Source organism: Mycobacterium sp. OTB74 (assembly GCF_029892685.1).
Classification (GTDB): Bacteria; Actinomycetota; Actinomycetes; order Mycobacteriales; family Mycobacteriaceae; genus Mycobacterium.
Window position 1 is genome coordinate 146,246 of the sequence record NZ_JARXVD010000013.1, and the last position, 24,164, is coordinate 170,409.

Below are 24,164 nucleotides of genomic sequence, written 5' to 3' on the forward strand. Positions count from 1 at the left end.
GGTGACAATGGGTTCCGATGACGTGTGGGCGGACTCGATGGATGGCGGCAGTGGCAGCGGGGACAGTGCTCGGATGGGCGGAATGGGCAACCTGGCGAGCATCTCGGGAACTGCTACCGGCGGGGGCGACCGATCCGGGCCAGGTCGTCGCCGACGAGTGTGTTCTGGTGCTGGGCAATCCGTTTCCGGTGCTGCACCGGTGGCGGGTCCGTATTGCGGTGCGCTCGACCGATCCGCTCCGTGCGCGGTTCATCTTCTCCGGTGGTGCGGTGCGTACGCCGGTCTCGGAGGCTCAAATCATGGCCGACTACGCCGTTGACTTCATGGGGGTGCCGTCGGCCAACATCGTCCTGGAAGACCAGTCGCGAACCACGGTGGAGAACATCGTGAACTCTGTCCCGCTGATGCTCGGCAGTCCCGCAATCAAGATCGCATCGGACACCTTCCATGCGCGTCGGGCCCGACGGATTCTTCACAACCAATCACCGGAACTGGCACGGCGTTTGGTACGAGCACACGATTACGTCGTGTTCGAACGCGGTCCCTTGCACGCGGTCATGGCAGGCTTCGAGCTTTACCGGCAGCGGCGCACGCGCCGCACGGGTTAGCTGCGGATTGGCTCTGGCCGCATGGACACAAGGGTTAGTGAACCTTGTGCGCTGACAGCAGGTAGGCCGGAAATTTCACCCTGCCCTTCTCGTCGCGCTCGTGTGAGGGGATCATGACACCCGAGATCTGCGGGGGATTGGCATGAATGAACGCCGGCCGGATCTCGTCGATCACCCAGTATTTCGAGACGATCGCGTGCAGGTCCGCCTCGTCCACCTCGTTTGGCTTTGTTGCGGTCTCCATATCAGTCGGGAAGGCGCCCTTGGCGAACACCAGAACGTAGTAACCAGCGCCTGGTGCAGCGGCATTGGATACCGAGCGCAGATAGTCGTCGCGCTGCTCGACGGGAAGCGTATGGAACAGCGCGCTGTCCAGAACCGTATTGAAGCGCCCGTCGAACCCGGCCATGGTGGTGACGTCTTCCTGTTGGAACGTGACACTCCGCAGCCCGCGAGCCGCGGCAGACTTGGTTGCCGCGGCGATAGCCGTCGGAGCCAGATCGATGCCGTACACCGTGTAACCGTCGGCGGCTAGCTTCAGCGAAAGCTCGGCGTAACCGCACCCAACCTCGAGAACATCGCTGCGCACTCTGCCTGCTCGGATCACGGCGGCGAACTCTGGCTGGGGTTCGCCGATGTTCCACGGCGGAGGGCCCTCGAAGTCGCCCTCCTCCCGATATGCGCTTTCCCAGCCCATCGCTTCTTGCATTTGCCCCAACCCACCTTTCCTTGTCTGCATCTTGAGCGCCGACTTGGTCATCGAACCACTGAATTACGAACGCCGGGTTTCGCTTCTGCCGTCGGGTGGGCTCGCCGCTGCTTGTCCCCGGCTAGCCTTGGGTGCAGCCACTCAACTTAGGTGGCAGCGGGATTGCCGAGAAGATCCCGTCCGGGTCGAATCGATTTTTGGCTGCGCGTAGCCGTGGGCCGTTGGGCCCGTATGCGTGCGCGATCTGTTCGTGGTCGGTTGGGCCGAGCATGTTGGGATAGCCGCCGGGCAGTGCGTGGCGAGCCAGGTTGTGGGCGACACGATGCGCCCAGTCGCGGTGCCGAGCGGCCCGGTCGCCTGGTTCCCACGCGGCAAGAATCTCAATCATGTAGTGCGAGCGGCGAATACCGAAGGCGGTCTCTTCGACGGGAACGCGAGTGGCGGCACCGTGGAAATGATGAACGACGATGCCGGACAGCGCCGATGTTTTTGAATCGCCGGCATCGACAAGTCCCGCGATGACGTCGGGAGAGTAGCTCGCCACGGTCCGGGTCGCCATCGCGTAGTGGCGGCCGGTGACGATATGCGCGTCGAACAAGCGCAACATGTCGGCGTAGCTCATCGGAGCGACCTGCGAGGACAGCGGGTCGCCCACACGTAACAACTCGTCGATCGCGCGCTCACCCTGTGACAGCTGACCGCTCCACACCGGCGACAAGAACAACATCGGGCCGTCAGGACTGGGCAGCACTCCGCTTTGGACGGTGAGTTCGTCGGGACAATCGGCGAGAACCTCGTCGATCCGTGCCCACACATCGGCGGCCTGCGACCAGGGATAGACAATGAGGCCAGCCAATACGCTCGGAACGCGGTGCAGTTGCAGCGTCAGCGACGTCACCACACCAAAGTTCCCTCCGCCGCCGCGCAGGGCCCAGTACAACTCGGGCTCTTCGGTGGGTGTCGCGGCGACGTGGCGTCCGTCGGCCAGGACCACCTCGGCCCGCAGCACGTTGTCCAGCGATAGACCGCTCCGGCCATTGAGTGGCCCGTATCCCCCACCCAGTGTCAGGCCGGCAATCCCGACGGCGCCTATGGTGCCGGTGACGGCCGCGAGACCGTGGGGCTGCGCTACGCCGATGACCTCGCTGGCGGTTGCGCCGCCCTGAACGATGGCCACCCGCGCTTGGGTGTCAACCGCGAGGCCCTTCATTCCCGACATGTCGATAACCAGGCCACCGTGTCGCAGCGACCTGCCGGCCCAGTCATGGCCACCTCCTCGAACCGACAGCGCCACATCGTGGTTTCGTGCGGCGAGAACCGCGGCCCGCACCTCGGCGGGCGATTCTGGCCGCACTATCAGGGCCGGTTCGTGAGTGACGGCAGCGTTCCAGATCCGCACGCTCGCGTCGTACGTGGACCCCGATAAGACCCGACCCGCGGGCAGGTCAGCGAGCAGGTTCCGCGAGGGCGGGGCCATCAGCTGGGTTTCGGTCGTCATGGGTTTTCCTCCTCGATGGGCTTCCCGATGGCGGGAATCGATCCGATAGAGCATAAGTATGCTCGCTAGAGTGTCGCTCTAGCAAGAGGGTATTTGATATGCTGAGCTGAGCACAGCTCTGATGACAAAAGGAGTGCTCGTGAGCCCGCAGACGTCGACGCCCAGCGAACCCATCAGCCGGCGCGCGGAATACGCCGAAACAACCCGCCGCGCGGTGGTGGCTGCAGCCCGGCGGTTGTTCACGGAAAAGGGCTACTTCGCCACGACCGTCAACGAAATCGCGGCCGCCGCCCGCGTCTCTCCGGCCACCGTGTACTCCGTCAACGGCGGCAAGCAAGGACTGCTGTGCACATTGATCGACGAATGGTCGGCTGCACCGGTCGTTGCCGAGGCCCGCGAGCACATCGAAAACCTCAATGACCCCAACGAAATCGTCCGTTATCTCGCCGAGCTGACCCGCAAAATGCGCCAGGAGTACGGCGACATCATGCGCATCGTGCTTGCTGCAGCCCCCCATGACCAGGTCGCCGCCGAAGGACTTGCCCTCGCCACCTCCCGTTATCGCGGTGGTAATGGCCTGGCGGCCCAGCGCCTCGCCGACCTGGGCGCTCTGCGCGAAGGCATGGACGCCGACGCAGCCCTCGACATCATCTGGTTCTACCTCGGCTACGCCGGATTCTTCACTCTCGTCGACGACAACGGGTGGACCTACCAAAAAGCTGAACAATGGCTCTGCACCGCGGTGAGCCAAGCCCTGCTGAAACCCTCATAGCGTCAGGAGCGTCTGCAGCCCATGACATGGCAGTCACGCTGGAAGTCCTTTGCCGGCATGGCTTCTCGGGCACACTTTTGACACAACGGGGATGTGCCATCAATGCCGTTGCACCACTGATAGGCCTCTGACCTCAGTGAATAATGGTGGGCGCGGACGGTATCGAACCGCCGACCGCTGGTGTGTAAAACCAGAGCTCTACCACTGAGCTACGCGCCCTGCGTCGGGCACGCTACACGGCTTAACGCGCCAAGGGAAAATCAATTCAGCGCAGCCAGCGCCGATACCCACACCGACTGGTCCCGCTGCTCCCCCGGCGACGTGCACTCGGCGAACCGCACCACGCCGGTCCGATCCACCACGAAGGTGCCGCGGTCCGGATAGCCGGCGTCGGCGTTGAACACGCCGTAGGCCTGGGACACCGCGCCGTGCGGCCAGAAGTCCGACAGGATCGGGAAATCGAAGCCTGATTCACGGGCCCAGACCTTGTGGGTGGCCGGTGGCCCGACCGAAATCGTCAACGTCTCCACCGAGGAATTGCGATACGTCGCCAGGTGATCCTGAATCTCGCCGAGCTCCCCCGCACACACCGGGGTGAACGCCAGCGGAAAGAACACCACCAGCACATTGCACCCGCGCAACGCCGACATTGTCACCGGACGGCCGTGCTGGTCCTTCAGGGTGAAGTCAGGCGCCGGAGCACCGACCGGGATCATCGAAAATCTCGCGAACGTAACCAGATGGCGGTCTGCGCGCGTGTTCGCCGCCCTGTAGTTACGTCCGCGGGGCGAACGTCCGGCCCCCGAGGGACATACCGCACTAGCGCCGGCCCGCGGCCTTCGACTTCGGCTGCACCAAGCGGCTGGCGATCCAGTCGCCCAGGTTGGCGGACGACGTCACCACCAGCCCGGCCGTAGGCGCCGACTCGGCGATCTCAGCGGGCTGCACGTGGCCGGGCTTACCGGTCTTCGGGGTGACCACCCAGATAACACCGTCCTCAGCCAGCGGAGTGATGGCGTCCATCAAGCGGTCCACCAGGTCACCATCGTCGTCGCGCCACCACAGCAGCACCACGTCCACCACGTCATCCGAGTCCTCGTCGAGAAGCTCACTGCCGCAGGCATCTTCGATGTCTGCACGGATGTCGTCGTCGGTGTCCTCGTCCCAGCCCAACTCCTGAACGATCTGACTTTTCTGAATGCCCAGTCTGTGGGCGAAGTTCGGCGCGTCCGCCGCGGCCACCGGTGTCCTCCTTTAACCTGCCTGTTTGCTGCCCATATGGGTGGAACCCCATCGTCGCATGACGGTACAACTCATTGGCCGCATGCCACGCACGTTCACGAATCCTTGATCAATGAGTGCCCGCTATGCACAGCGTTTGGATGGTGGACTTCGCCGCGTTGAGCTTGTTCACCGCGTCGTTGAACGGGTCAGTTGCCGCATTGCTGCCGATCGCGCCGGCGAGTGCCCGCGCGGCGTCCACCCAGCTGCTCAACGCATTCTTGAGGTCGCTCGACACCCCGGCGGTCGAGGCTTGGGACACCGCGTCGGCGCTGTGGTTGAGCGCGTCGACAGCCGCCTGCGTGGTCGCCGAATCAGCGCTGCCGTTGTTTACCGCAGAGACATAGGCATTGACGTCTGTCAGGACGGTGTCGATGGCGTCGCCGAAAGGCTGACATGCTCCCACGACCGCCGCGACTGAGGCCGAGCTGGCCGCCGAGGCACTGGACACCGACACCGACGTCCGATATGCCGCAGCTTGCGGCGTATCAACGGTTGAACTGCCGTCGGTGACCTTGGCGCACCCGACGACAATCATGGCGCTGGCAGCTAGGCCGCCGAGCACGCCGACGCCCACCCGAAGGCGTCGCGCCAGGACTTGCCGACTGATCACAATGCCTGACCGTACCGGTTCGTCGGGTTCATCGCCGGTTCATCAATTCGTACTCGCCGGTAGCACACCCCGGCGCTGCCAGCGCGGCACGATAGGTGGACGATAGGCACTGCCACAAGCAACAGAAAACAAAATACGCAAGGAGCGGCAGTTGACCACCGAGTTCGCGCGCCAAGACCTGGCTCAAAACTCCAGCACCGCAGCCGAACCCGATCGGGTTCGGGTGATCCGCGATGGTGTTGCGTCATACCTACCCGACATCGACCCCGACGAGACCGCCGAATGGCTGGAATCGTTCGACGAGATGCTGGGTCGGTCGGGGCCCGCGCGTGCCCGCTACCTGATGCTGCGCCTGCTGGAACGCTCCCGCGAAAGTCGCGTCGCCATCCCGGCGCTGACGTCCACCGACTACGTCAACACCATCCCGACCGAGCTGGAACCGTGGTTCCCCGGCGACGAAGAGGTCGAACGCCGATTCCGCCGGTGGATTCGCTGGAATGCGGCGATCATGGTGCACCGCGCGCAGCGGCCGGGAGTCGGTGTGGGCGGCCATATTTCGACCTATGCTTCGTCCGCCTCACTGTACGAGGTCGGCTTTAACCATTTCTTCCGCGGCAAGGGCCACCCCAGCGGTGGTGATCAGATCTTCATCCAGGGCCACGCCTCGCCCGGGATCTACGCTCGCGCCTTCCTGGAGGGCCGCTTGAGCGCCGACCGGATGGACGGGTTCCGCCAGGAGCACAGTCACGCCGGCGGTGGCCTGCCCTCCTACCCGCACCCGCGCCTGATGTCCGATTTCTGGGAATTCCCGACGGTGTCAATGGGATTGGGTCCCATGAACGCCATCTACCAGGCCCGGTTCAACCACTACCTGCACGACCGCGGCCTGAAAGACACCTCCGATCAGCACGTGTGGGCGTTCCTGGGCGACGGTGAGATGGACGAACCGGAGAGCCGCGGCCTGATCCAGGTGGCTGCCAACGAGGCGCTGGACAACCTGACGTTCGTGGTGAACTGCAACCTGCAACGCCTGGACGGACCGGTGCGCGGCAACGGCAAGATCATCCAAGAGTTGGAGTCGTTCTTCCGTGGCGCCGGCTGGAATGTCATCAAGGTGGTGTGGGGCCGCGAGTGGGATGCGCTGCTGCACGCCGACCGCGACGGCGCCCTGGTCAACCTGATGAACTCGACGCCCGACGGCGACTATCAGACCTACAAGGCCAACGACGGCGCTTACGTCCGCGATCACTTCTTCGGCCGCGACCCACGCACCAAGGCTCTGGTCGAGCCGATGACCGACCAGGAGATCTGGAACCTCAAGCGCGGCGGCCACGACTACCGCAAGGTGTACGCCGCCTACCGGGCCGCGATGGAGCACAAGGGCCAGCCGACCGTCATCCTGGCCAAGACCATCAAGGGCTACACGCTGGGCAGCCACTTCGAGGGCCGCAACGCCACCCACCAGATGAAAAAGCTTGCGCTCGAAGACCTCAAGAATTTCCGTGATGCAACCCGGGTGCCGATCAGCGATGCCCAGCTCGAAGAGAACCCGTACCTGCCGCCGTATTACCACCCCGGCCCCGAATCGCCGGAAATCCGTTACATGCTGGACCGGCGCCGGGCCCTCGGAGGCTTCCTGCCCGAACGTCGCACCAAGAGCAGAGCACTGACATTGCCGGGCCGTGATGCGTACGCGCCACTGAAGAAGGGGTCCGGCAACCAGGCCGTGGCCACCACCATGGCAACAGTGCGCACGTTCAAAGAACTGTTGCGGGACAAGAACATTGGGCCGCGGCTGGTGCCCATCATCCCGGACGAGGCCCGTACCTTCGGTATGGACTCGTGGTTCCCGAGCCTGAAGATCTACAACCGCAACGGCCAGCTGTACACCGCCGTGGACGCCCAATTGATGCTGGCGTACAAGGAAAGTGAAGTCGGCCAGATCCTGCATGAGGGCATCAATGAGGCGGGCTCCACCGCGTCGTTCACCGCCGTGGGGACCTCGTATGCCACCCACGACCTGCCGATGATCCCGATCTACATCTTCTATTCGATGTTCGGGTTCCAGCGCACCGGCGACAGCTTCTGGGCAGCGGCCGATCAGATGGCCCGTGGATTCGTATTGGGCGCGACGGCCGGTCGCACCACGCTCACTGGTGAAGGGCTGCAGCATGCCGACGGGCACTCGCTACTGCTGGCCTCGACCAACCCTGCCGTGGTGGCCTACGACCCGGCGTTCGCCTACGAGATCGCATACATCATCGAAAGCGGTCTGCAGCGGATGTATGGCGAGAACCCCGAGAACGTCTACTTCTACATGACGATCTACAACGAGCCGTACCCACAACCGGCCCAGCCCGAGAACCTGGACCCCGAGGGCGTGCTGCGCGGGCTGTACCAGTACCGAGCCGCCACAGAGAAGCGAACCAGCACCGCGCAGATTCTGGCCTCGGGTGTTGCCATGCCCGAGGCGCTGCGCGCCGCTGACCTGCTGGCCGCCGAATGGGACGTGGCGGCCGACGTCTGGTCGGTGACCAGCTGGGGCGAGCTGAACCGGGACGGGGTCGCGATCGATCGGGAGGCGCTGCGGCACCCGGAGAATCCCATCGGGGTGCCCTACGTGACGCAGAAGCTGGCCCCCACCTCGGGACCGGTGGTCGCGGTGTCGGACTGGATGCGGGCCGTACCCGAGCAGATCCGCCCATGGGTGCCCAACACCTACGTCACCCTCGGTACCGACGGCTTCGGCTTCTCGGACACCCGCCCGGCGGCTCGGCGCTACTTCAACACCGACGCCGAATCGGTGGTGGTGGCGGTGCTCGAAGCACTGGCCCGGGACGGCGAGATCGACCCGTCGGTGGCGGTGGCGGCGGCCAAGCAGTACCGGATCGACGATGTGTCAGCGGCGGAAGTGTCCTACGTGGACACCGGCAGCGCGTAGGTCCTCGCGACCAGCACTGGCGGAAATCACCAGACAACAGGCGTAGCTTTTAGCTGTGCCCGACAAAATGGCCGACCATCGGTTCGTCCCGCCGAAGTCGACGCTAGAGGTGCTGGAGAACGTGCCGGAGACGGTGCTGCGCCGTCTCAAGCAGTACTCCGGCACCTTGGCCACCCAGGCGGTGCACGCGCTCGAGGAGCGGTTGCCGTTCTTCGCCGACTTGGAGGCCTCCCAACGGGCCAGCGTGCACCTGGTGGTGCAGACCGCGGTGGTCAACTTCGTCGAGTGGATGCGTGATCCAAACAGCGACGTCAGCTACACCGCACAGGCCTTCGAGGTGGTGCCTCAAGAGCTGAAGCGGCGCATCGCGCTGCGGCAGACGGTCGAGATGGTGCGCGTCACCATGGAGTTCTTCGAAGAGGTGGTACCGCTGTTGGCCCGCAGCGAGGAGCAACTGACCGCCCTCACCGCGGGCATCCTGCGCTACAGCCGCGATTTGGCCTTCGCCGCGGCCACCGCATACGCCGACGCCGCCGAAGCCCGGGGTGCGTGGGACACCCGGATGGAGGCCAACGTGGTCGACGCCGTGGTGCGCGGTGACGTCGGCCCCGCCTTGCAGTCCCAGGCTGCTGCACTGAACTGGGACGCCACGGCGCCCGCGACAGTCGTGGTGGGACTACCCCAGCCAGACCGGGTCGATCTGGCCAGCGAGGACGTACATGACGTCACCACCCGCAACGGCCGGGTAGCCCTGTCCGACGTGCACGGCACCTGGTTGGTCGCCATCGTGTCGGGACATATCTCGCCCACCGATCGGTTCCTCGGCGAATTGATGTCGGTATTCGCTGACGGGCCGGTGGTCATCGGACCCGTGGCGGCGACCCTATCGGCGGCGCATTACAGCGCCACCGAGGCCATCTCGGGCATGAACGCGGTGTCCGGATGGACCAACGCACCACGCCCGGTGCCGGCTCGGGAACTGCTGCCCGAACGTGCACTACTCGGCGATCGATCGGCCATCACAGCCCTGGAGATGGAGGTGGTCCGGCCGCTGGCAGACGCAGGTCCGGCCCTTGCCGAGACCCTGGATGCCTACCTCGATGCCGGGGGTGCCATAGAGGCGTGCGCCCGCAAATTGTTCGTTCATCCAAACACCGTCCGGTACCGACTGCGCCGAATCGCCGACTTCACCGGCCGCGATCCGATGGTGCCGCGTGATGCTTATGTATTAAGAGTGGCTTCTACGGTGGGTCGGCTGAACCGCCACGCACCCCACGCAACCACAGCAAACAACCTGCTCAGAGCACCCGAGATGGACGATTTGGGCCTGTCGGCGCAGACCCGGGCAGTGACCTAGGTCGCAATCCGGTCTCGCCCGCATCGCATCACGTGCACTTTTGTAGACATTCCACAAAATCCTAAGACGAGGTTCATATTCTCTTACACGAGGTAAATCCGCCTTCACAGTGTTTTCTTAATCCGTGCCTCAAACACCCGTGCTTGCGCTGCTCGCTCCTGGGCAGGGTTCTCAGACCCCCGAAATGCTCGCCCCGTGGCTTGAGCTGGCGGGCGTAGCTGACCGTCTCGCGACGTGGTCCGACATCAGCGGCCTGGACCTGGCCCGCCTGGGCACCACCGCGACCGCTGAGGAGATCACCGACACCGCGGTGACCCAGCCCCTGGTCGTCGCGGCCACCCTGCTTGCACACGAAGAGCTGACCAAGCGCGGTCTGCTGTCCGGTGCCACCACCATCGTGGCCGGGCACTCCGTCGGCGAGATCGCCGCCTACGCCATCGCCGGTGTCATCTCCGCCGACGACGCCATCAAGTTGGCTGCCACCCGCGGTGCCGAGATGGCCAAGGCCTGTGCGCTGGAGCCCACCGGCATGTCCGCCGTCCTCGGTGGCGACGAAGCCGAGGTGCTGGCCCGCCTGGAAGCCCTCGAACTCGTGCCGGCCAACCGCAATGCGGCCGGGCAGATCGTGGCGGCCGGTGCCGTCTCAGCCCTGGAAAAGCTTGCCGAGGACCCGCCGGCCAAGGCCCGGGTGCGTCAGCTGGCCACCGCCGGCGCGTTCCACACCCACTACATGTCTTCGGCCGCCGAGCCGTACGCCGCAGCCGCCGCAACGGTGACCGCGAGCGAACCGACCACCACGCTGCTCTCAAACGCCGACGGCCAGCCTGTTTCGTCAGCGGCCGACGCCATGGAGAAGTTGGTCGCCCAGATGACCCGCCCGGTGCGCTGGGACCTGTGCTCGGCCACCATGCGCACCCGGTTTGACGGGCAAGAGGTGACCGGCATCATCGAGTTCCCGCCCGCCGGCGCCCTGACCGGCATTGCCAAGCGCGAGTGCAAGGGCGTGCCGACCTACGCCATCAAGACCCCCGCAGACCTGGACGCACTCGCCGAGTTCTGACAGGCCTGTCGGCCCAGATACATCCACCCAGGCACACCGTGTGCCGATCCAACAGAGAAGGAGCCATCGTGGCTGCCAGTCAAGAAGAAATCATCGCCGGCCTCGCCGAGATCATCGAAGAGGTCACCGGCATTGAGCCGTCTGAGGTGACCCCGGAGAAGTCCTTCGTCGACGACCTGGACATCGACTCGCTGTCCATGGTTGAGATCGCCGTCCAGACCGAGGACAAGTACGGCGTGAAGATCCCGGACGAGGACCTGGCCGGTCTGCGCACCGTTGGTGACGTCGTCGCCTACATCCAGAAGCTCGAGGAAGAAAACCCCGAAGCTGCCGCCGCCCTTCGCGATAAGTTCAGCAAGTGACCAGGCCTTCCACTGCTAACGGAGGCTTCCCGAACGTCGTGGTGACCGCCGTGGAGGCCACCACGGCGCTCGCCGCTGACATCGAGAGCACGTGGAAGGGCCTCCTGGCCGGAGAAAGCGGCATCCGTGAGTTGACCGACGACTTCGTCACCAAGTGGGACCTTCCGGTGCGTATCGGTGGTCACTTGGTCGATGACCTCGACAGCCACCTGACCCGCATCGAGCTGCGCCGCAATTCCTACGTGCAGCGCATGTCGCTCGTGCTGGCCCGACGGTTGTGGCAGTCCGCGGGTGTCCCTGAGGTCGATCCGGATCGTTTCGCTGTCGTGATCGGCACCGGCCTTGGCGGTGGCGAGAAGATCGTCGAAACCTACGACGCGATGAACGAGGGCGGGATTCGCAAGGTCAGCCCGCTCGCCGTTCAGATGATCATGCCCAACGGTGCCGCTGCGGTCGCCGGCTTGGAGCTGGGCGCCCGTGCCGGGGTCATCACCCCGGTGTCGGCGTGCTCGTCGGGTTCTGAGGCCATCGCCCACGGCTGGCGTCAGATCGTGATGGGTGACGCGGACTTCGCCGTCGTGGGCGGCGTGGAAGGCGGCATCGAGGCGCTGCCGATCGCGGCGTTCTCGATGATGCGCGCAATGTCGACCCGCAACGACGATCCCGCGGGTGCCTCGCGTCCGTTTGACAAGGATCGCGACGGTTTCGTGTTCGGCGAGGCCGGCGCGATGATGATCATCGAGACCGAGGAGCACGCCCTGGCCCGTGGCGCCAAGCCGCTGGCTCGGATCATGGGTGCGGGTATCACCTCGGACGCGTTCCACATGGTGGCCCCGGCCGACGACGGCCAGCGGGCCGGTGCCGCGATGAAGCGTGCGCTGGAAACCGCCGGGCTGGAAGCCAAGGACATCGACCACGTCAATGCCCACGGCACGGCCACGCCGATCGGTGATACCGCCGAGGCCAATGCCATCCGAGTCGCCGGATGTCAGAACGCTGCGGTGTACGCGCCGAAATCCGCACTCGGCCACTCCATCGGGGCCGTCGGTGCACTCGAGTCGGTGTTGACGGTGCTGGCGCTGCGTGACGGTGTCATCCCTCCGACGCTGAACTACGAAACACCGGATCCCGAGATTGATCTCGATGTTGTTGCGGGCGCGCCTCGTTATGGCGACTACAAGTACGCCATCAACAACTCATTCGGGTTCGGTGGACACAATGTCGCCCTAGCCTTTGGGCGTTACTGAGTCGAAGGGAAATCTGGGGCAGTAATGGCAGAGGTAACCGCAAAGAAGTTGTCAACGGGGAATGGTCTCCCCAATGTCGTCGTCACCGGTGTCGCGATGTCGACGGCGTTGGCAACCGATGCTGAAACCACATGGAAGAAACTCCTTGAGGGGGAAAGTGGGATTCGCCTCCTCGATGACGCTTTCATCGAGGAGTACGACCTACCCGTCCGCATCGGCGGGCACCTGCACGAGGATTTCGAAAGTGAACTGACGCGGGTCGAACTGCGTCGCCTGTCATATCTGCAAAAAATGTCGACGGTCATCGGCCGGCGAGTCTGGGAAAACGCAGGCTCGCCGGACGTTGATCCGCGCCGACTCATGGTGTCCATGGGTACCGGCATCGGCTCCGCCGAGGAGCTGGTCTTCGCCTACGACGGCATGCGCGAACGCGGGCTGCGGGCGGTATCGCCGCTGGTCGTCCAGATGTTCATGCCCAACGGGCCGGCCGCGGCAGTCGGGCTGGACCGCAAGGCCAAGGCTGGGGTGAGCACCCTGATCTCGGCGTGCGCGTCCGGTTCCGAAGCCATCGCGAACGCCTGGCGCCAGCTGGTGCTGGGCGAGGCTGACGTCGCCATCTGTGGCGGCGTCGAAACCAAGATCGAGGCAGTGCCGATCGCCGGGTTCGCCCAGATGCGCATCGTGCTGTCCAACACCAATGACAACCCGGCCGGCGCCTGTCGCCCGTTCGACCGCGACCGCAACGGTTTCGTGTTCGGTGAGGGCGCCGCGCTACTCGTGCTGGAGACCGAGGAACACGCCAAGGCCCGCGGCGCCAACATCCTGGCCCGTCTGATGGGTGCCAGCGTGACCTCCGACGGCTACCACATCGTGGCCCCGGACCCCAACGGCGAGCAGGCCGGTTACGCCATGACCCGGGCCATCGAACTGGCCGGTCTGGTGCCCACTGACATCGACCACGTCAACGCGCACGCCACCGGCACCACGGTCGGCGACGTCGCCGAAGGTGTGGCCATCAACAATGCGATGAAAGGCCACCGGCCCGCGGTGTACGCCCCGAAGTCGGCCCTGGGCCACTCGGTCGGTGCGGTCGGCGCGGTGGAATCCATCCTGACCGTGCTCGCGCTGCGCGACGGCGTCATCCCGCCCACACTGAATCTGGAGAACCTAGATCCGGAGATCGACCTGGACGTGGTCGCCAAGGCGCCGCGGCACGGAGACTACCGGTACGCGATCAACAACTCGTTCGGGTTCGGCGGACACAACGTCGCACTCGCATTCGGCCGGTACTGAGCAACCGCGGCAGCCGTGAGCGCCTACCGCGAGATCAAGGAGATTGAACAGATGACGACCCTGGCACCCGAGGCGACCGCCGAGTCTCTTGATCCTCGCGACCCGCTGCTGCGGCTCTCGACCTTCTTCGACGACGGCAGCGTTTCGCTACTCCATGAGCGGGACAAGTCCGGCGTGCTGGCCGCTTCCGGCACCGTCAACGGCGTGCGGACCGTCGCGTTCTGCACCGACGGAACGGTCATGGGTGGTGCCATGGGCGTCGATGGCTGCGCGCACATCGTCCGCGCCTACGACACCGCCATCGAGGACCAGGCGCCCATCGTCGGCATCTGGCACTCCGGCGGGGCCCGTCTGGCCGAGGGCGTGCGCGCCCTGCACGGCGTGGGCCTGGTCTTCGAGGCGATGATCCGCGCTTCCGGCTACATCCCGCAGATTTCCGTGGTGGTCGGTTTCGCGGCCGGTGGCGCGGCGTACGGCCCGGCGCTGACCGACGTCATCATCATGGCGCCAGACAGCAAGGTGTTCGTCACCGGTCCGGACGTGGTGCGCAGCGTTACCGGCGAGGACGTCGACATGGTCTCGCTCGGCGGCCCGGACACCCACCACAAGAAGTCCGGCGTCTGCCACATCGTCGCCGACGATGAGCTGGATGCCTACGAGCGTGGCCGTCGCCTGGTCGGATTGTTCTGCCAGCAGGGTCATTTCGACCGCAACAAGGCCGAGGCCGGCGACACCGACCTGCGGGCCCTGATGCCGGAGTCGGCACGCCGTGCCTACGACGTGCACCCGATCGTCACAGCGCTGCTGGACGAGGGCGTGCCGTTCGAAGAGTTCCAGGGCAAGTGGGCGCCGTCCATCGTGGTCGGCCTGGGCCGGCTCGCGGGCCGGTCGGTGGGCGTCATCGCCAACAACCCGCTGCGTCTGGGCGGCTGCCTGAACTCTGAAAGCGCTGAGAAGGCAGCACGTTTCGTGCGGCTGTGCGACGCGTTCGGCATCCCGCTGATCGTCGTGGTGGACGTCCCGGGCTACCTGCCCGGTGTCGACCAGGAGTGGGGCGGCGTGGTGCGCCGCGGCGCCAAGCTGCTGCACGCCTTCGGCGAGTGCTCGGTGCCCCGGGTGACGCTGGTGACCCGCAAGATTTACGGCGGCGCGTACATCGCCATGAACTCGCGCTCGCTGGGTGCTTCGAAGGTCTTCGCCTGGCCGGACGCCGAGGTTGCCGTCATGGGCGCCAAGGCCGCCGTCGGCATCCTGCACAAGCGTAAGTTGGCCGCCGCGCCCGATCACGAGCGCGAGGCCCTGCACGAAGAGCTGGCATTGGAGCACGAGCGCATCGCCGGTGGTGTGGACAGCGCCATCGAGATCGGTGTGGTGGACGAGAAAATCGACCCGGCCCACACCCGGTCGAAGATCACCCAGGCCTTGGCCGAAGCCCCGGCCCGGCGTGGTCGCCACAAGAACATCCCGCTCTGATCTCTCGCGAGCAGTGCCCCGCAAGCGGGAGGTGCCCCCAGTGAAATCCCCCTAAACCGCGTGTTTAGGGGGATTTCTCGGCTGTCCGGCTCCTGTGGTGAATGTGTCGGCTGCCGTCGAATTTTCGCGAAATCTTCAACAACAACCGCCACGCTCGGCATAGCACCCACAGCTGACCATCGGACCTGGCTCACCTCTACCCGTCGGACATCGCGCATCGACCCGCGATGAGTATTGCTAGCGCTCCAGGTCTACTCACTGACATCTAATTAGGAGAGAGCCTTGGTCCAACTGGTTAAAGTGCAGAACTTCAATGTCTCAGCGGACGGCTTCGGTGCCGGTGAGGGGCAGAGCTTTGAGCGGCCGTTCGGGCACGCCGACCCAGCGACGATGTTCGCCTGGTGCGGCGCGACCGCAAACTGGCCCAACCGCACCGATCCGGGCGGAAGCCGCGGCCTGGACGACTACCTGGTCCGCGACTTTCACCACAACATCGGCGCCGAAATCATGGGGCGCAACAAGTTCAGCCCACATCGTGGGCCGTGGGCCGACCATGACTGGCTGGGCTGGTGGGGTGACGAGCCACCGTTTCACACCCCGGTGTTCGTGATGACGCACCACCTGCGGCCATCATTCTCCCTGTCGGACACCACGTTTCACTTCGTCGACGGTTCACCGGCCGAAGTGCTTGCGTTGGCCCGGGAAGCCGCGCAGGGCAAGGACGTTCGGATCGGCGGCGGGGCCCACACTGTGCGCGCCTTCCTCGATGCTGATCTGATCGACACCTTGCACGTGGCGGTGTCCCCCAACATCACGCTCGGCTCCGGCACCCAACTCTGGGAGTCACCCGACGAACTGCTGGACCGGTTCCACTGCGACGTGGTGCCGAGCCCAAGTGGGGTTACTCATCACCTGTTCTGGCGGCGCTGAGCGAACTCCTCGGCCACCGCAGCGACCCGCTCCCGATCGGCCGTCACCAAGCCGATCCGGGTGCGGCGGTCCAGGATGTCATCAGCGGTCAACGCACCCTCGTGAGTCACCGCGTACTCGAATTCGGCTCGGGTGACATCGATTCCGTCGGCAACCGGCTCGGTCGGTCGATCGCAGGTGGCGGCGCTGAATACGTTCGACGCCTCCGCGCCGTAACGCGCCACCAGCGACGCCGGCAGATCCGCACGACGCGTGTCCGACACCGGGTTGTCCGGCGCACCCACCAACGGCAGGTTCCGGGTGCTGCACTCCCCCGCCCTCAGAGCACGGGCTGCCACGGCCCGATTCAGCACATCCTCTGCCATGTACCGGTATTCGGTGAGCTTGCCGCCGATGACGCTCAGGACGCCTTCGGACGATTCCACTACCGCATGCTCGCGGGACACATCGGCGGTGCGGCCCTCGCCGGTGTCGATCAGCGGCCGCAGTCCGGCGTAGGCACCTTTTACATCGGCGGCGGTCAGGCTGATGGCCAGGGCCGTGTTGACGGTGTCCAGCAGGAACTTGATTTCGGATGAAGTCGGTTGCGGTACATCGGGAATCGGGCCCGGTGCGTCCTCATCGGTCAAGCCCAGATAGACCCTTCCGAGTTGTTCGGGCATGGCGAAGATGAAGCGGTTGAGTTCGCCGGGGATAGGAACAGTCAGCGCAGCAGTCGGATTGCCGAAAGATGTGGCATCGAAAACCAGGTGGGTGCCGCGGCTGGGCCGCAACGCGATTGAGCCATCGACTTCGCCGGCCCATACTCCCGCGGCGTTGATCACCACGCGAGCGGTGGCAACGAAAGATTCGCCGGTGAGCTGGTCGGTCAGCCGCACCGAGTTGCCGGTGGCCGCAGACGCCGCCACCCGGGTCAGGATGCGCGCGCCGTACTGGGCTGCGGTGCGGGCGACGGCGGTGACCAGCCGGGCGTCGTCGATCAACTGGCCGTCGTAGGCGAGCAGAGCCCCGTCGAGGCCGCTGCGACGCACGGTGGGGACCAACTCAGTGGCGGGCGCCGCACCGACGCGGCCCGAGCGCGGCAGTGTCGACGCCGACGTGCCGGCCAGCCTGCGCAATGCGTCGCCAGCCAGGAATCCGGTGCGCACCAATACCCTTGACGCCTTGCTCATTTCAGGGAGCAGGGGCACCAGTTGCGGCATGGCGTGCACCAGATGCGGGGCGTTGCGGCTCATCAGGATGCCGCGCTCGATGGCGCTACGCCGAGCGATGCCGACGTTGCCGCTGGCCAGATAGCGCAGACCGCCGTGTACCAGCTTCGAACTCCACCGACTGGTGCCGAAGGCCAGGTCGTGTTTCTCCACGAGCGCGACAGTCAGGCCCCGAGTAGCGGCGTCCAACGCGATGCCGACACCCGTGATGCCCCCGCCGATGACGATGACGTCGACCGGGGCGTCAGCCAGTGCGGTCAGTTCGGCGGTGCGCCGTGCGGCGTTGAGGGTAGCGCTACTTGTCATGGCTTGAGGTATCCGTTCAGCGAGTGGGCAAGTTCGATGTCCAGGGCTGCCACGTCGAGGACCGGGGCGACCATCTGGGCGGACTGGACGGCCGATTGGACGATAAGTAGGCACATGGCGGCCATTTGCCTGGTGTCGCCGGCGCGGACGCTGCCGTCGCGCTGAGCCTCCGCCAGCGCACTGGCGACCACCTCGAGCAGGATCTGCTGGCTGGTGCCCATTCGCTGGGCGATGTAGACCATGGCCAGGTCGGGTCCCGTGCTCAGCACCGACATGATGACGTCATCGTCGCGCAGCTTGCCGGCCAACCCGACCATCCGCCCCACCACGGCCTGACGGTCGGTGCCGTTGACGGCGATGTCCTTCAGCGAGTTGGTGATTCGTGTGGTCAGAACTGTTGCCAGGATCGAGCGGGTATCAGGCCAGCGGCGGTACACCGTCGGCCGACTGACCCCGGCGCGGCGGGCAATCTCGGCCAGCGTCACGCGATCCACGCCGAAGGCGATAACGCAGTCGGCCGCGGCATCGATGATCCGGTCTTCGGTGGAGTCCCGAGCAACGGAGTCGCGAGAATCATCGTTACTGATTGACACCATATGTAATACTGTAACGCATGAGTGCCAGCAGCGCCCACCCCCAAGACCACTTGCAGCCGCCGATGGCATGGAACGCCTGGGGCGATCCGAGTGCCGCCAAGCCACTCTCGGACGGCATCCGCGGCTTGCTGACCGCAGCCCTGGGCGTCGAGGCGAACGCGACCGATGAACTTCAGCCCGACGACGTCGTGCTGCGTCCGTCCGCCCTTTCTGACGCCGACCGTGACGCGCTCGCGGCGATTGTCGGCGAAGATTACTGCCGCACCGACGACCGCGATCGGCTGCTGCACGCCGGCGGCAAGTCCACGCTGGATCTGTTGCGCCGCAAGGACACCGGCCCACAGGATGCACCGGACGCCATCCTGTTGCCGGGCTCCGAGGACCAGGTGGGCCAGATCCTCGAATACTGCTCGAAAAACCGCATCGCAGTAGTGCCGTTCGGTGGTGGCACCAGCGTCGTGGGCGGGCTCGACCCGATTCGTGGCGAGTTCGCCGCCGTGCTGTCGCTGGACCTGCGCCGCCTGGACCGCCTGGTATCACTGGACAAGGAGTCCGGCGAGGCAGAACTAGAAGCCGGCGTCACCGGCCCACAGGCCGAGGAACTACTTGGTGCCCAAGGCTTCTCGTTGGGCCATTTCCCGCAGAGCTTCCAATTCGCCACCATCGGCGGCTTCGCCGCCACCCGGTCGTCGGGCCAGAACTCCGCGGGTTATAGCCGATTCGATGACATGGTCCGCGGCCTGACGGTCATCACCTCGGCCGGCGTGCTCGATCTCGGCCGCGCCCCGGCATCGGCGGCCGGTCCTGATCTGCGTCAGCTGATCGTCGGTTCAGAGGGCACCTTCGGCGTCATCACGCGCGTGCGGGTGCGGGTGCACCCGGTGCCGGAAACCAGTCGCTACGAGGCCTGGTCCTTCCCCGACTTCGCCACCGGTGCAACGGCCTTGCGTGCCGTCACCCAAACCGGAACCGGACCGACCGTCATCCGACTGTCCGACGAAGTCGAGACCGGCATAAATCTGGCTACCACCGGCAGCATCGGCGAGCAGAGCATCACCGGCGGCTGCCTGGCCATCACCGTCTTCGAGGGCACCGAGGCCCACACCCGCAGCAGGCAGGAGGAAACCAGCGCCGTACTGGCCGCGCACGGCGGCACCTCGCTGGGCGAAGCCCAGGCCCGGGCCTGGGAGCACGGCCGGTTCGGGGCACCGTATCTGCGCGACTCGCTGCTGAGTGCAGGGGCGCTGTGCGAAACCCTGGAGACCGCCACCACCTGGTCCAACGTCCCGGCGCTCAAGACGGCCGTCACCGATGCCCTGACCACGGCGCTGCAGGAAAGCGGCACACCGGCTTTGGTGATGTGCCACATCTCGCACGTCTACCCCACTGGCGCATCGCTGTATTTCACCGTGGTGGCCGGCCAACGCGGCAACCCGATCGAGCAGTGGCGGGCGGCGAAAACCGCGGCGTCCCAGGCAATCGTCGGGTGCGGGGCGACCATCACCCACCACCACGCCGTCGGCGCCGACCACAAACCATGGATGACCGCGGAAGTCGGCGAGCTGGGCGTGCAGGTACTGCGGGCGGTCAAGCAGGTACTGGACCCAGTTGGAATCTTGAACCCTGGCAAGCTGATTCCGTGACGCCGCGGACGCGAGGAGCAAAATGACACCGCGGACGCGAGGAGCAAGATGACACCGCGGACGCGAGGAGCACGATGACGCTCGAGCGCATAACCCTGCTGACCAACCCAACCTCGGGACATGGTCATGGGTCGGCGGCGGCACAGCGTGCTGTCGTGCGGCTGCAGCGGCGCGGCGTCGACGTGTGTGAACTGGTCGGCGCCGACGCGGCCCACGCCCGGCGGCTGCTGGACGAGGCACTCGGTCACGGCACCGATGCCGTGGTGGTGGCCGGCGGTGACGGCATGATTTCCCTTGCGCTGCAAGCACTTGCGCTGGGCGATGTTCCACTGGGCATCATCCCCGCCGGCACCGGCAACGACCATGCCCGTGAATTCGGCATCCCTCGTGATGACCCCGAGGCCGCCGCCGACATCGTCGCCACCGGGCACACCGAATCCGTCGATCTGGGTCGCATCGAAGCCGCCGACGGCACCGTCCGGTGGTTCGGCACCGTGATGGCGGCCGGATTCGACTCGCTGGTGACCGACCGTGCCAACCGGATGAGCTGGCCACGCGGCCGGATGCGCTACAACATGGCGATGTTGGCCGAGCTGTCGCAGCTGAGGTCGCTGCCCTTTCGCATGAGCTTTGACGGCGGACCGGTAGACGACACACCGCTGACCCTGGCGGCGTTCGGCAATGCCCGCAGCTACGGCGGTGGCATGCTGATCACGCCCGGCGCCGATCTACACGACGGGATGCTCGATATCACCATGGCCACCTCCGCGTCACGCTTGAAGCTGGTCCGGTTGTTCCCCACCGTATTCAAGGGCACGCACGTCGACCTCGCCGAGATCCGGACGGCGCGGGCCCGCACCGTCACCGTCGACTGCCCGGGGATAAACGCTTACGCCGACGGGGAATTCATGTGCCCGCTGCCGGTGACGGTTTCGGCGGTGCCGGACGCATTGCGGGTTCTGGTTCCGTAGCCTGGAGAGGGTGGACTGGCAGTTCGCGGCCGAAGTGTTCCAATGGCGCGGCCCCGCACCCTATTTCTTCGTTGTCACCCCGGAGGAAGTCGATGCGTTCCTACACGATCATCGCGGCGAGCTGACCTACGGCTGGGGAGTTATCCCTGCGCGAGTGCGTATCGGTGACACCGAGGCGCAGACGTCGCTCATGCCGAAGGACGGCACGTACCTGGTTCCGCTGAAGGTGGCGCTACGACGCGCGGAAGGCATCGACGACGGGGACGTCGTGCACGTGCGACTAGCGGTGACCATCAGCCATAAGTAGCCCCAAGGGCGGCAAGCAGATTCATTAATCACGTGATAGTGCCGGTCACTGGCTGGGCCGGTAGTGCCGGATCGATCGGCGTGTTTCCCTTCGGCAGCCGCCGCCAAGAGCTACCTTGTTTGTGGGTCGGAGCCGCCAATCGATTCGTGGAGCGTCATGGATTCAAGCAAATACATCGGCCGTGTCGGAGCACTCGCCGTGGCGCTGGGCATCGGTACCGCTATGGCTTCCGGGACCGGTATGGCATGGGCCGACGACAACGGAACCTCCGGGAAAACCAGTACGCACAACACCAACGCGTCCACCGACTCGTCAGCCGGCGAGGGCTCAGCGACCAAGAAGCCCGCTGCCACGCGTCAAAGTCCGCTGTCGAAGCTCGCGGACCAAGTCCGCAAGGACCTCCAGAGCCAGCTCGACAAAACCCGAACTCCGCTCAGCGGCAAGGCCACCGGCAGCAAAACCGCGTCGTCCGACATCGTCGAACAGGCCGCGACTCAGACCGGCAAACCGACGCGCACCCGATCCGACAACGCCAAGACCTACTCGAGCCCGGCGCAGCGTCCCAGCACCGTGGCGCCGAAGATCGCCGCCGCCACCGACACGGTCACCAAACCTGTCTCGACACCTGCCACCACGGCACCTGTCGTGGTGAGTGCGGTCGCTCCTGCAGAGGCCGTCCAGACACTGTCCATCACGTCACTGTCCGCCAGCCAGGTCATGTCCACTGCGCACGTCACCACACCCCAGGTCGCCGCGCCCCCAGTGGTATCGACGCTGCTGGCAGCCGTGGGACTGTCCCCGCTCGCCGCGGGCGGCAACCCGGTCACGCCGCAACAGTCTCCCCTGCTGTGGGCAGTGATGGCTTGGGCGCGAAGGGAATTCGATCGATCAGTCAATCCGAGCGGCACCCGCCTGGTATCGGCCACCAACGCCGCCTCCGTAGTGGCCGAGAGTACCGTCCAGCCGACGGCGGCGGTCAGCCCGTCAACGACAACGACAACAGCAGCGGCCACCGACAACCTGACGCCCAAGCCGACGGTCCCATCGTCACTGTCGGACTTCACGACCCAGCTCGGGTGGGTCACCGGTACCGGCGTCACCGACCACTGGTACGTCGCGGGCACGGACCTCGGAATCCTGTGGAACAGCGGCTACACCGACTCCACAACCGGCAAGGCCATCATCTACGCATTGTTCGGTGACACCTACAGCGGTGCGAACATGACCGGCGACTGGCGCAACAACGTCCTGTTCCGCACCAGCGACACCGTCCTGTCCAACGGCCTGCAGTTCAGTGACGCCATGATCAGCGCCGGGGCGCAATACCCGGGCGATCCCAACGGAGTTCACCAGTGGTACTCGACCCAGGGTCCGCCCGCGGGCGCCACCCAGATCATCTACGACCCGGGCGGCCTCAACGGGCTATTCGGCCAGACCTACACGATGATCCCGACCTCCGCGATCGCCATCAAGAACGCGGACGGAACCTACACGCAGTACGCCACCGTGATGTCGATCCGCACCTGGGACAACCCCGGCAGCTGGACCACCAATTACGCAGCCATCGCCACTTCCACCGACGGCGGCAAGAACTGGACCGTCGACCCCAGCACCGTTCGGTCCTCCGGATGGTTCCGCGCGAGCACGGCTTACGTCCCCGGCGACGAGCACTTCCAGCAGAGCGGGCTGGTGATGTCGAACGACCCGACCGATCCGTACGTGTACGTGTACGGGACGCCATCCGGGCGCCAGGGCTCGGCATACCTGGCTCGCGTCCAGAAGGATCAGATCACCGATCTTGGTGCGTACCAGTACTGGTCCGGTCAGAACTCCAGCGGCGTCGGGCAGTGGGTGACCGGGGACCCGTCGGCGGCAATCCCGGTGTTCGGCTCCAACCCCACCGATTTCCTGCCGTCCCTGTACAAAGTCCTCGACTGCTTCACCTTCGGGCTGTTCAGCAAGATCGCCAACGGCATCTGGGTCGGGGGGCTACCTACCTTCGGTAATGTCAGCGAAATGTCGGTTCAGTACAACGACTATCTCGGTAAGTACGTGGTGCTCTACACCGACGGCGGCAACAACGTGGTGATGCGGGAGTCGGATTCACCGCAGGGCACCTGGTCGGACCCGACGACGCTGGTGACCAACAACTACACAACCAACACGGGCATGTATGCCCCGATGGTCCATCCGATGTCGGGAACCGGCTACTTCAACACCACCAACCCTGACGGCACCATCCAGGACAACTCGCATTACCTGTACTACGACTTGTCCTACTGGGGCGACTACAACGTCCAGTTAATGCAGACCGACCTGCAATCGATGAAGACTGTCTCGGTGTAGCCCGTGCGGTTTTCCCTCGCGTCTGCGGCAGCCCTCAGCGCGGCAGCCTTCGTCAGCGCGGGTGCATGCGCAGATGCCGAACCCACACCGATACCAACCGGCCCATCCGAGGCGGCGCCGCCACAGCCGGCCACGTCGTGCGCCCAAGTCCTTGCCGGGGCACTGACTCCGACGGGCTCCGCGCCGACCGGCAACAACCTGCACCTGCTGCAGTGCAGCGACGGTATCTGGCAGCCGTTCGCCGACCCCTATCCCTCGTCAGACCGCTGGTTGACCACCGGCGGTGAATTGGTCCTCCACGGGCAGGGCCGCCGCAATCCGGAAGCCAAGGCAGGAACTTGGACCGCGAGCCCGCAGACCAGCGAAGCCCGATGCAGCGCTGAGAGCGTAGACGTCATTGGCGCCGGCAGAACGTCAGCGCCGCAGACCTATTCGTCCGACGCGGGCCGGTCGCTGACCTTCGAAGTCAGCGACCACATGTTCACCGTGAAGCTCAGCGGGTACTGCCTCTGGCAGCGTGGCTGAGGGGCGTCGGCTATCCCACGCCGTGCCCGATGTCGTCGGCTACCCGACTCCGTGCCCGATGTCGTCGGCTACCCGACTCCGTGCCCGATGTCGTCGGCTACCCGACTCCGTGCCC

General features: G+C 65.5%; 22 protein-coding genes and 1 tRNA gene. 15 read left to right on the forward strand and 8 right to left on the reverse strand.

Features of this window, described 5'->3' with window-relative positions; all coding sequences use genetic code 11:
* The first annotated feature begins 50 nt into the window (after nt 1-50).
* A complete protein-coding gene (locus M2432_RS18190; RefSeq protein WP_280828214.1) occupies nt 51-608 on the forward strand; it encodes a YdcF family protein in 558 nt (185 codons plus the stop codon).
* Nucleotides 609-642: 34 nt separating this feature from the next.
* Here M2432_RS18190 and M2432_RS18195 read toward each other — a convergent pair whose 3' ends face one another.
* Both M2432_RS18195 and M2432_RS18200 read right to left on the reverse strand, forming a co-directional pair.
* The gene (locus M2432_RS18195; RefSeq protein WP_280828249.1) at nt 643-1,305 is read right to left on the reverse strand and encodes a class I SAM-dependent methyltransferase; all 663 of its coding nucleotides are present in this window, start codon (nt 1,303-1,305) and stop codon (nt 643-645) included.
* 133 nt (nt 1,306-1,438) lie between these two features.
* Nucleotides 1,439-2,815 carry an FAD-binding oxidoreductase gene (locus M2432_RS18200; protein WP_280828215.1) on the reverse strand — a complete coding sequence of 459 codons (1,377 nt, stop codon included), beginning with the start codon at nt 2,813-2,815 and terminating at the stop codon, nt 1,439-1,441.
* 139 nt (nt 2,816-2,954) lie between these two features.
* Here M2432_RS18200 and M2432_RS18205 point away from each other — a divergent pair, with 139 nt between their 5' ends.
* Complete coding sequence (locus tag M2432_RS18205) at nt 2,955-3,587, forward strand: TetR/AcrR family transcriptional regulator (RefSeq protein WP_280828216.1); 633 nt, start codon at nt 2,955-2,957, stop codon at nt 3,585-3,587.
* Nucleotides 3,588-3,731: 144 nt separating this feature from the next.
* Here the strand turns inward: M2432_RS18205 and M2432_RS18210 are convergent.
* The 4 genes from M2432_RS18210 to M2432_RS18225 form a co-directional block, all read right to left on the reverse strand.
* Nucleotides 3,732-3,806, reverse strand: a tRNA-Val gene (locus M2432_RS18210).
* A 41-nt stretch (nt 3,807-3,847) separates the two neighbouring features.
* Complete coding sequence (locus tag M2432_RS18215; RefSeq protein WP_280828217.1) at nt 3,848-4,303, reverse strand: peroxiredoxin; 456 nt, start codon at nt 4,301-4,303, stop codon at nt 3,848-3,850.
* Between the two features lie 103 nt (nt 4,304-4,406).
* Nucleotides 4,407-4,829 carry a DUF3052 domain-containing protein gene (locus M2432_RS18220; protein WP_280828218.1) on the reverse strand — a complete coding sequence of 141 codons (423 nt, stop codon included), beginning with the start codon at nt 4,827-4,829 and terminating at the stop codon, nt 4,407-4,409.
* Nucleotides 4,830-4,938: 109 nt separating this feature from the next.
* Nucleotides 4,939-5,481, reverse strand: a complete 543-nt coding sequence (locus M2432_RS18225) for a hypothetical protein (RefSeq protein WP_280828219.1) — start codon at nt 5,479-5,481, stop codon at nt 4,939-4,941.
* A gap of 151 nt (nt 5,482-5,632) precedes the next feature.
* Here M2432_RS18225 and aceE point away from each other — a divergent pair, with 151 nt between their 5' ends.
* The 8 genes from aceE to M2432_RS18265 all read left to right on the forward strand — a co-directional run bounded on the left by aceE (nt 5,633) and on the right by M2432_RS18265 (nt 16,144).
* A complete protein-coding gene (aceE, locus tag M2432_RS18230) occupies nt 5,633-8,422 on the forward strand; it encodes a pyruvate dehydrogenase (acetyl-transferring), homodimeric type (protein ID WP_280828220.1) in 2,790 nt (929 codons plus the stop codon).
* A 67-nt stretch (nt 8,423-8,489) separates the two neighbouring features.
* Nucleotides 8,490-9,779 carry a PucR family transcriptional regulator gene (locus tag M2432_RS18235; RefSeq protein ID WP_280828250.1) on the forward strand — a complete coding sequence of 430 codons (1,290 nt, stop codon included), beginning with the start codon at nt 8,490-8,492 and terminating at the stop codon, nt 9,777-9,779.
* A 139-nt stretch (nt 9,780-9,918) separates the two neighbouring features.
* On the forward strand, nt 9,919-10,839 hold the full coding sequence (locus M2432_RS18240; protein ID WP_280828251.1) for an ACP S-malonyltransferase: 921 nt from the start codon (nt 9,919-9,921) through the stop codon (nt 10,837-10,839).
* 68 nt (nt 10,840-10,907) lie between these two features.
* Nucleotides 10,908-11,201 (forward strand): meromycolate extension acyl carrier protein AcpM, encoded by a 294-nt coding sequence (gene acpM, locus M2432_RS18245; RefSeq protein WP_061006272.1) that lies wholly within the window; start codon nt 10,908-10,910, stop codon nt 11,199-11,201.
* On the forward strand, nt 11,198-12,448 hold the full coding sequence (gene kasA, locus M2432_RS18250; protein WP_280828221.1) for a 3-oxoacyl-ACP synthase KasA: 1,251 nt from the start codon (nt 11,198-11,200) through the stop codon (nt 12,446-12,448). The genes acpM and kasA overlap by 4 nt, the downstream gene beginning before the upstream one ends.
* Nucleotides 12,449-12,472: 24 nt before the next feature.
* Nucleotides 12,473-13,741 carry a 3-oxoacyl-ACP synthase KasB gene (gene kasB / locus M2432_RS18255; protein ID WP_280828222.1) on the forward strand — a complete coding sequence of 423 codons (1,269 nt, stop codon included), beginning with the start codon at nt 12,473-12,475 and terminating at the stop codon, nt 13,739-13,741.
* Between the two features lie 51 nt (nt 13,742-13,792).
* Nucleotides 13,793-15,214, forward strand: a complete 1,422-nt coding sequence (locus M2432_RS18260; RefSeq protein ID WP_280828223.1) for an acyl-CoA carboxylase subunit beta — start codon at nt 13,793-13,795, stop codon at nt 15,212-15,214.
* Between the two features lie 282 nt (nt 15,215-15,496).
* Complete coding sequence (locus M2432_RS18265; RefSeq protein ID WP_280828224.1) at nt 15,497-16,144, forward strand: dihydrofolate reductase family protein; 648 nt, start codon at nt 15,497-15,499, stop codon at nt 16,142-16,144.
* Here M2432_RS18265 and M2432_RS18270 read toward each other — a convergent pair.
* Complete coding sequence (locus tag M2432_RS18270; protein WP_280828225.1) at nt 16,123-17,661, reverse strand: glycerol-3-phosphate dehydrogenase/oxidase; 1,539 nt, start codon at nt 17,659-17,661, stop codon at nt 16,123-16,125. The genes M2432_RS18265 and M2432_RS18270 overlap by 22 nt on opposite strands.
* Nucleotides 17,658-18,257, reverse strand: a complete 600-nt coding sequence (locus M2432_RS18275; RefSeq protein ID WP_280828226.1) for a helix-turn-helix domain-containing protein — start codon at nt 18,255-18,257, stop codon at nt 17,658-17,660. Before M2432_RS18275 ends, M2432_RS18270 begins: the two co-directional genes overlap by 4 nt.
* Nucleotides 18,258-18,319: 62 nt before the next feature.
* Here M2432_RS18275 and M2432_RS18280 point away from each other — a divergent pair, with 62 nt between their 5' ends.
* The 5 genes from M2432_RS18280 to M2432_RS18300 all read left to right on the forward strand — a co-directional run bounded on the left by M2432_RS18280 (nt 18,320) and on the right by M2432_RS18300 (nt 24,049).
* Nucleotides 18,320-19,900: an FAD-binding oxidoreductase gene (locus tag M2432_RS18280; protein ID WP_280828252.1), complete on the forward strand. Its 1,581-nt coding sequence runs from the start codon at nt 18,320-18,322 to the stop codon at nt 19,898-19,900.
* 74 nt (nt 19,901-19,974) lie between these two features.
* Nucleotides 19,975-20,871 (forward strand): diacylglycerol kinase, encoded by an 897-nt coding sequence (locus M2432_RS18285; protein WP_280828227.1) that lies wholly within the window; start codon nt 19,975-19,977, stop codon nt 20,869-20,871.
* Between the two features lie 10 nt (nt 20,872-20,881).
* Nucleotides 20,882-21,178 carry a DUF1905 domain-containing protein gene (locus tag M2432_RS18290; RefSeq protein WP_280828228.1) on the forward strand — a complete coding sequence of 99 codons (297 nt, stop codon included), beginning with the start codon at nt 20,882-20,884 and terminating at the stop codon, nt 21,176-21,178.
* Between the two features lie 156 nt (nt 21,179-21,334).
* The gene (locus tag M2432_RS18295; RefSeq protein WP_280828229.1) at nt 21,335-23,524 is read left to right on the forward strand and encodes a DUF4185 domain-containing protein; all 2,190 of its coding nucleotides are present in this window, start codon (nt 21,335-21,337) and stop codon (nt 23,522-23,524) included.
* Nucleotides 23,525-23,527: 3 nt separating this feature from the next.
* On the forward strand, nt 23,528-24,049 hold the full coding sequence (locus M2432_RS18300) for a hypothetical protein (RefSeq protein WP_280828230.1): 522 nt from the start codon (nt 23,528-23,530) through the stop codon (nt 24,047-24,049).
* Nucleotides 24,050-24,164 lie beyond the last annotated feature (115 nt).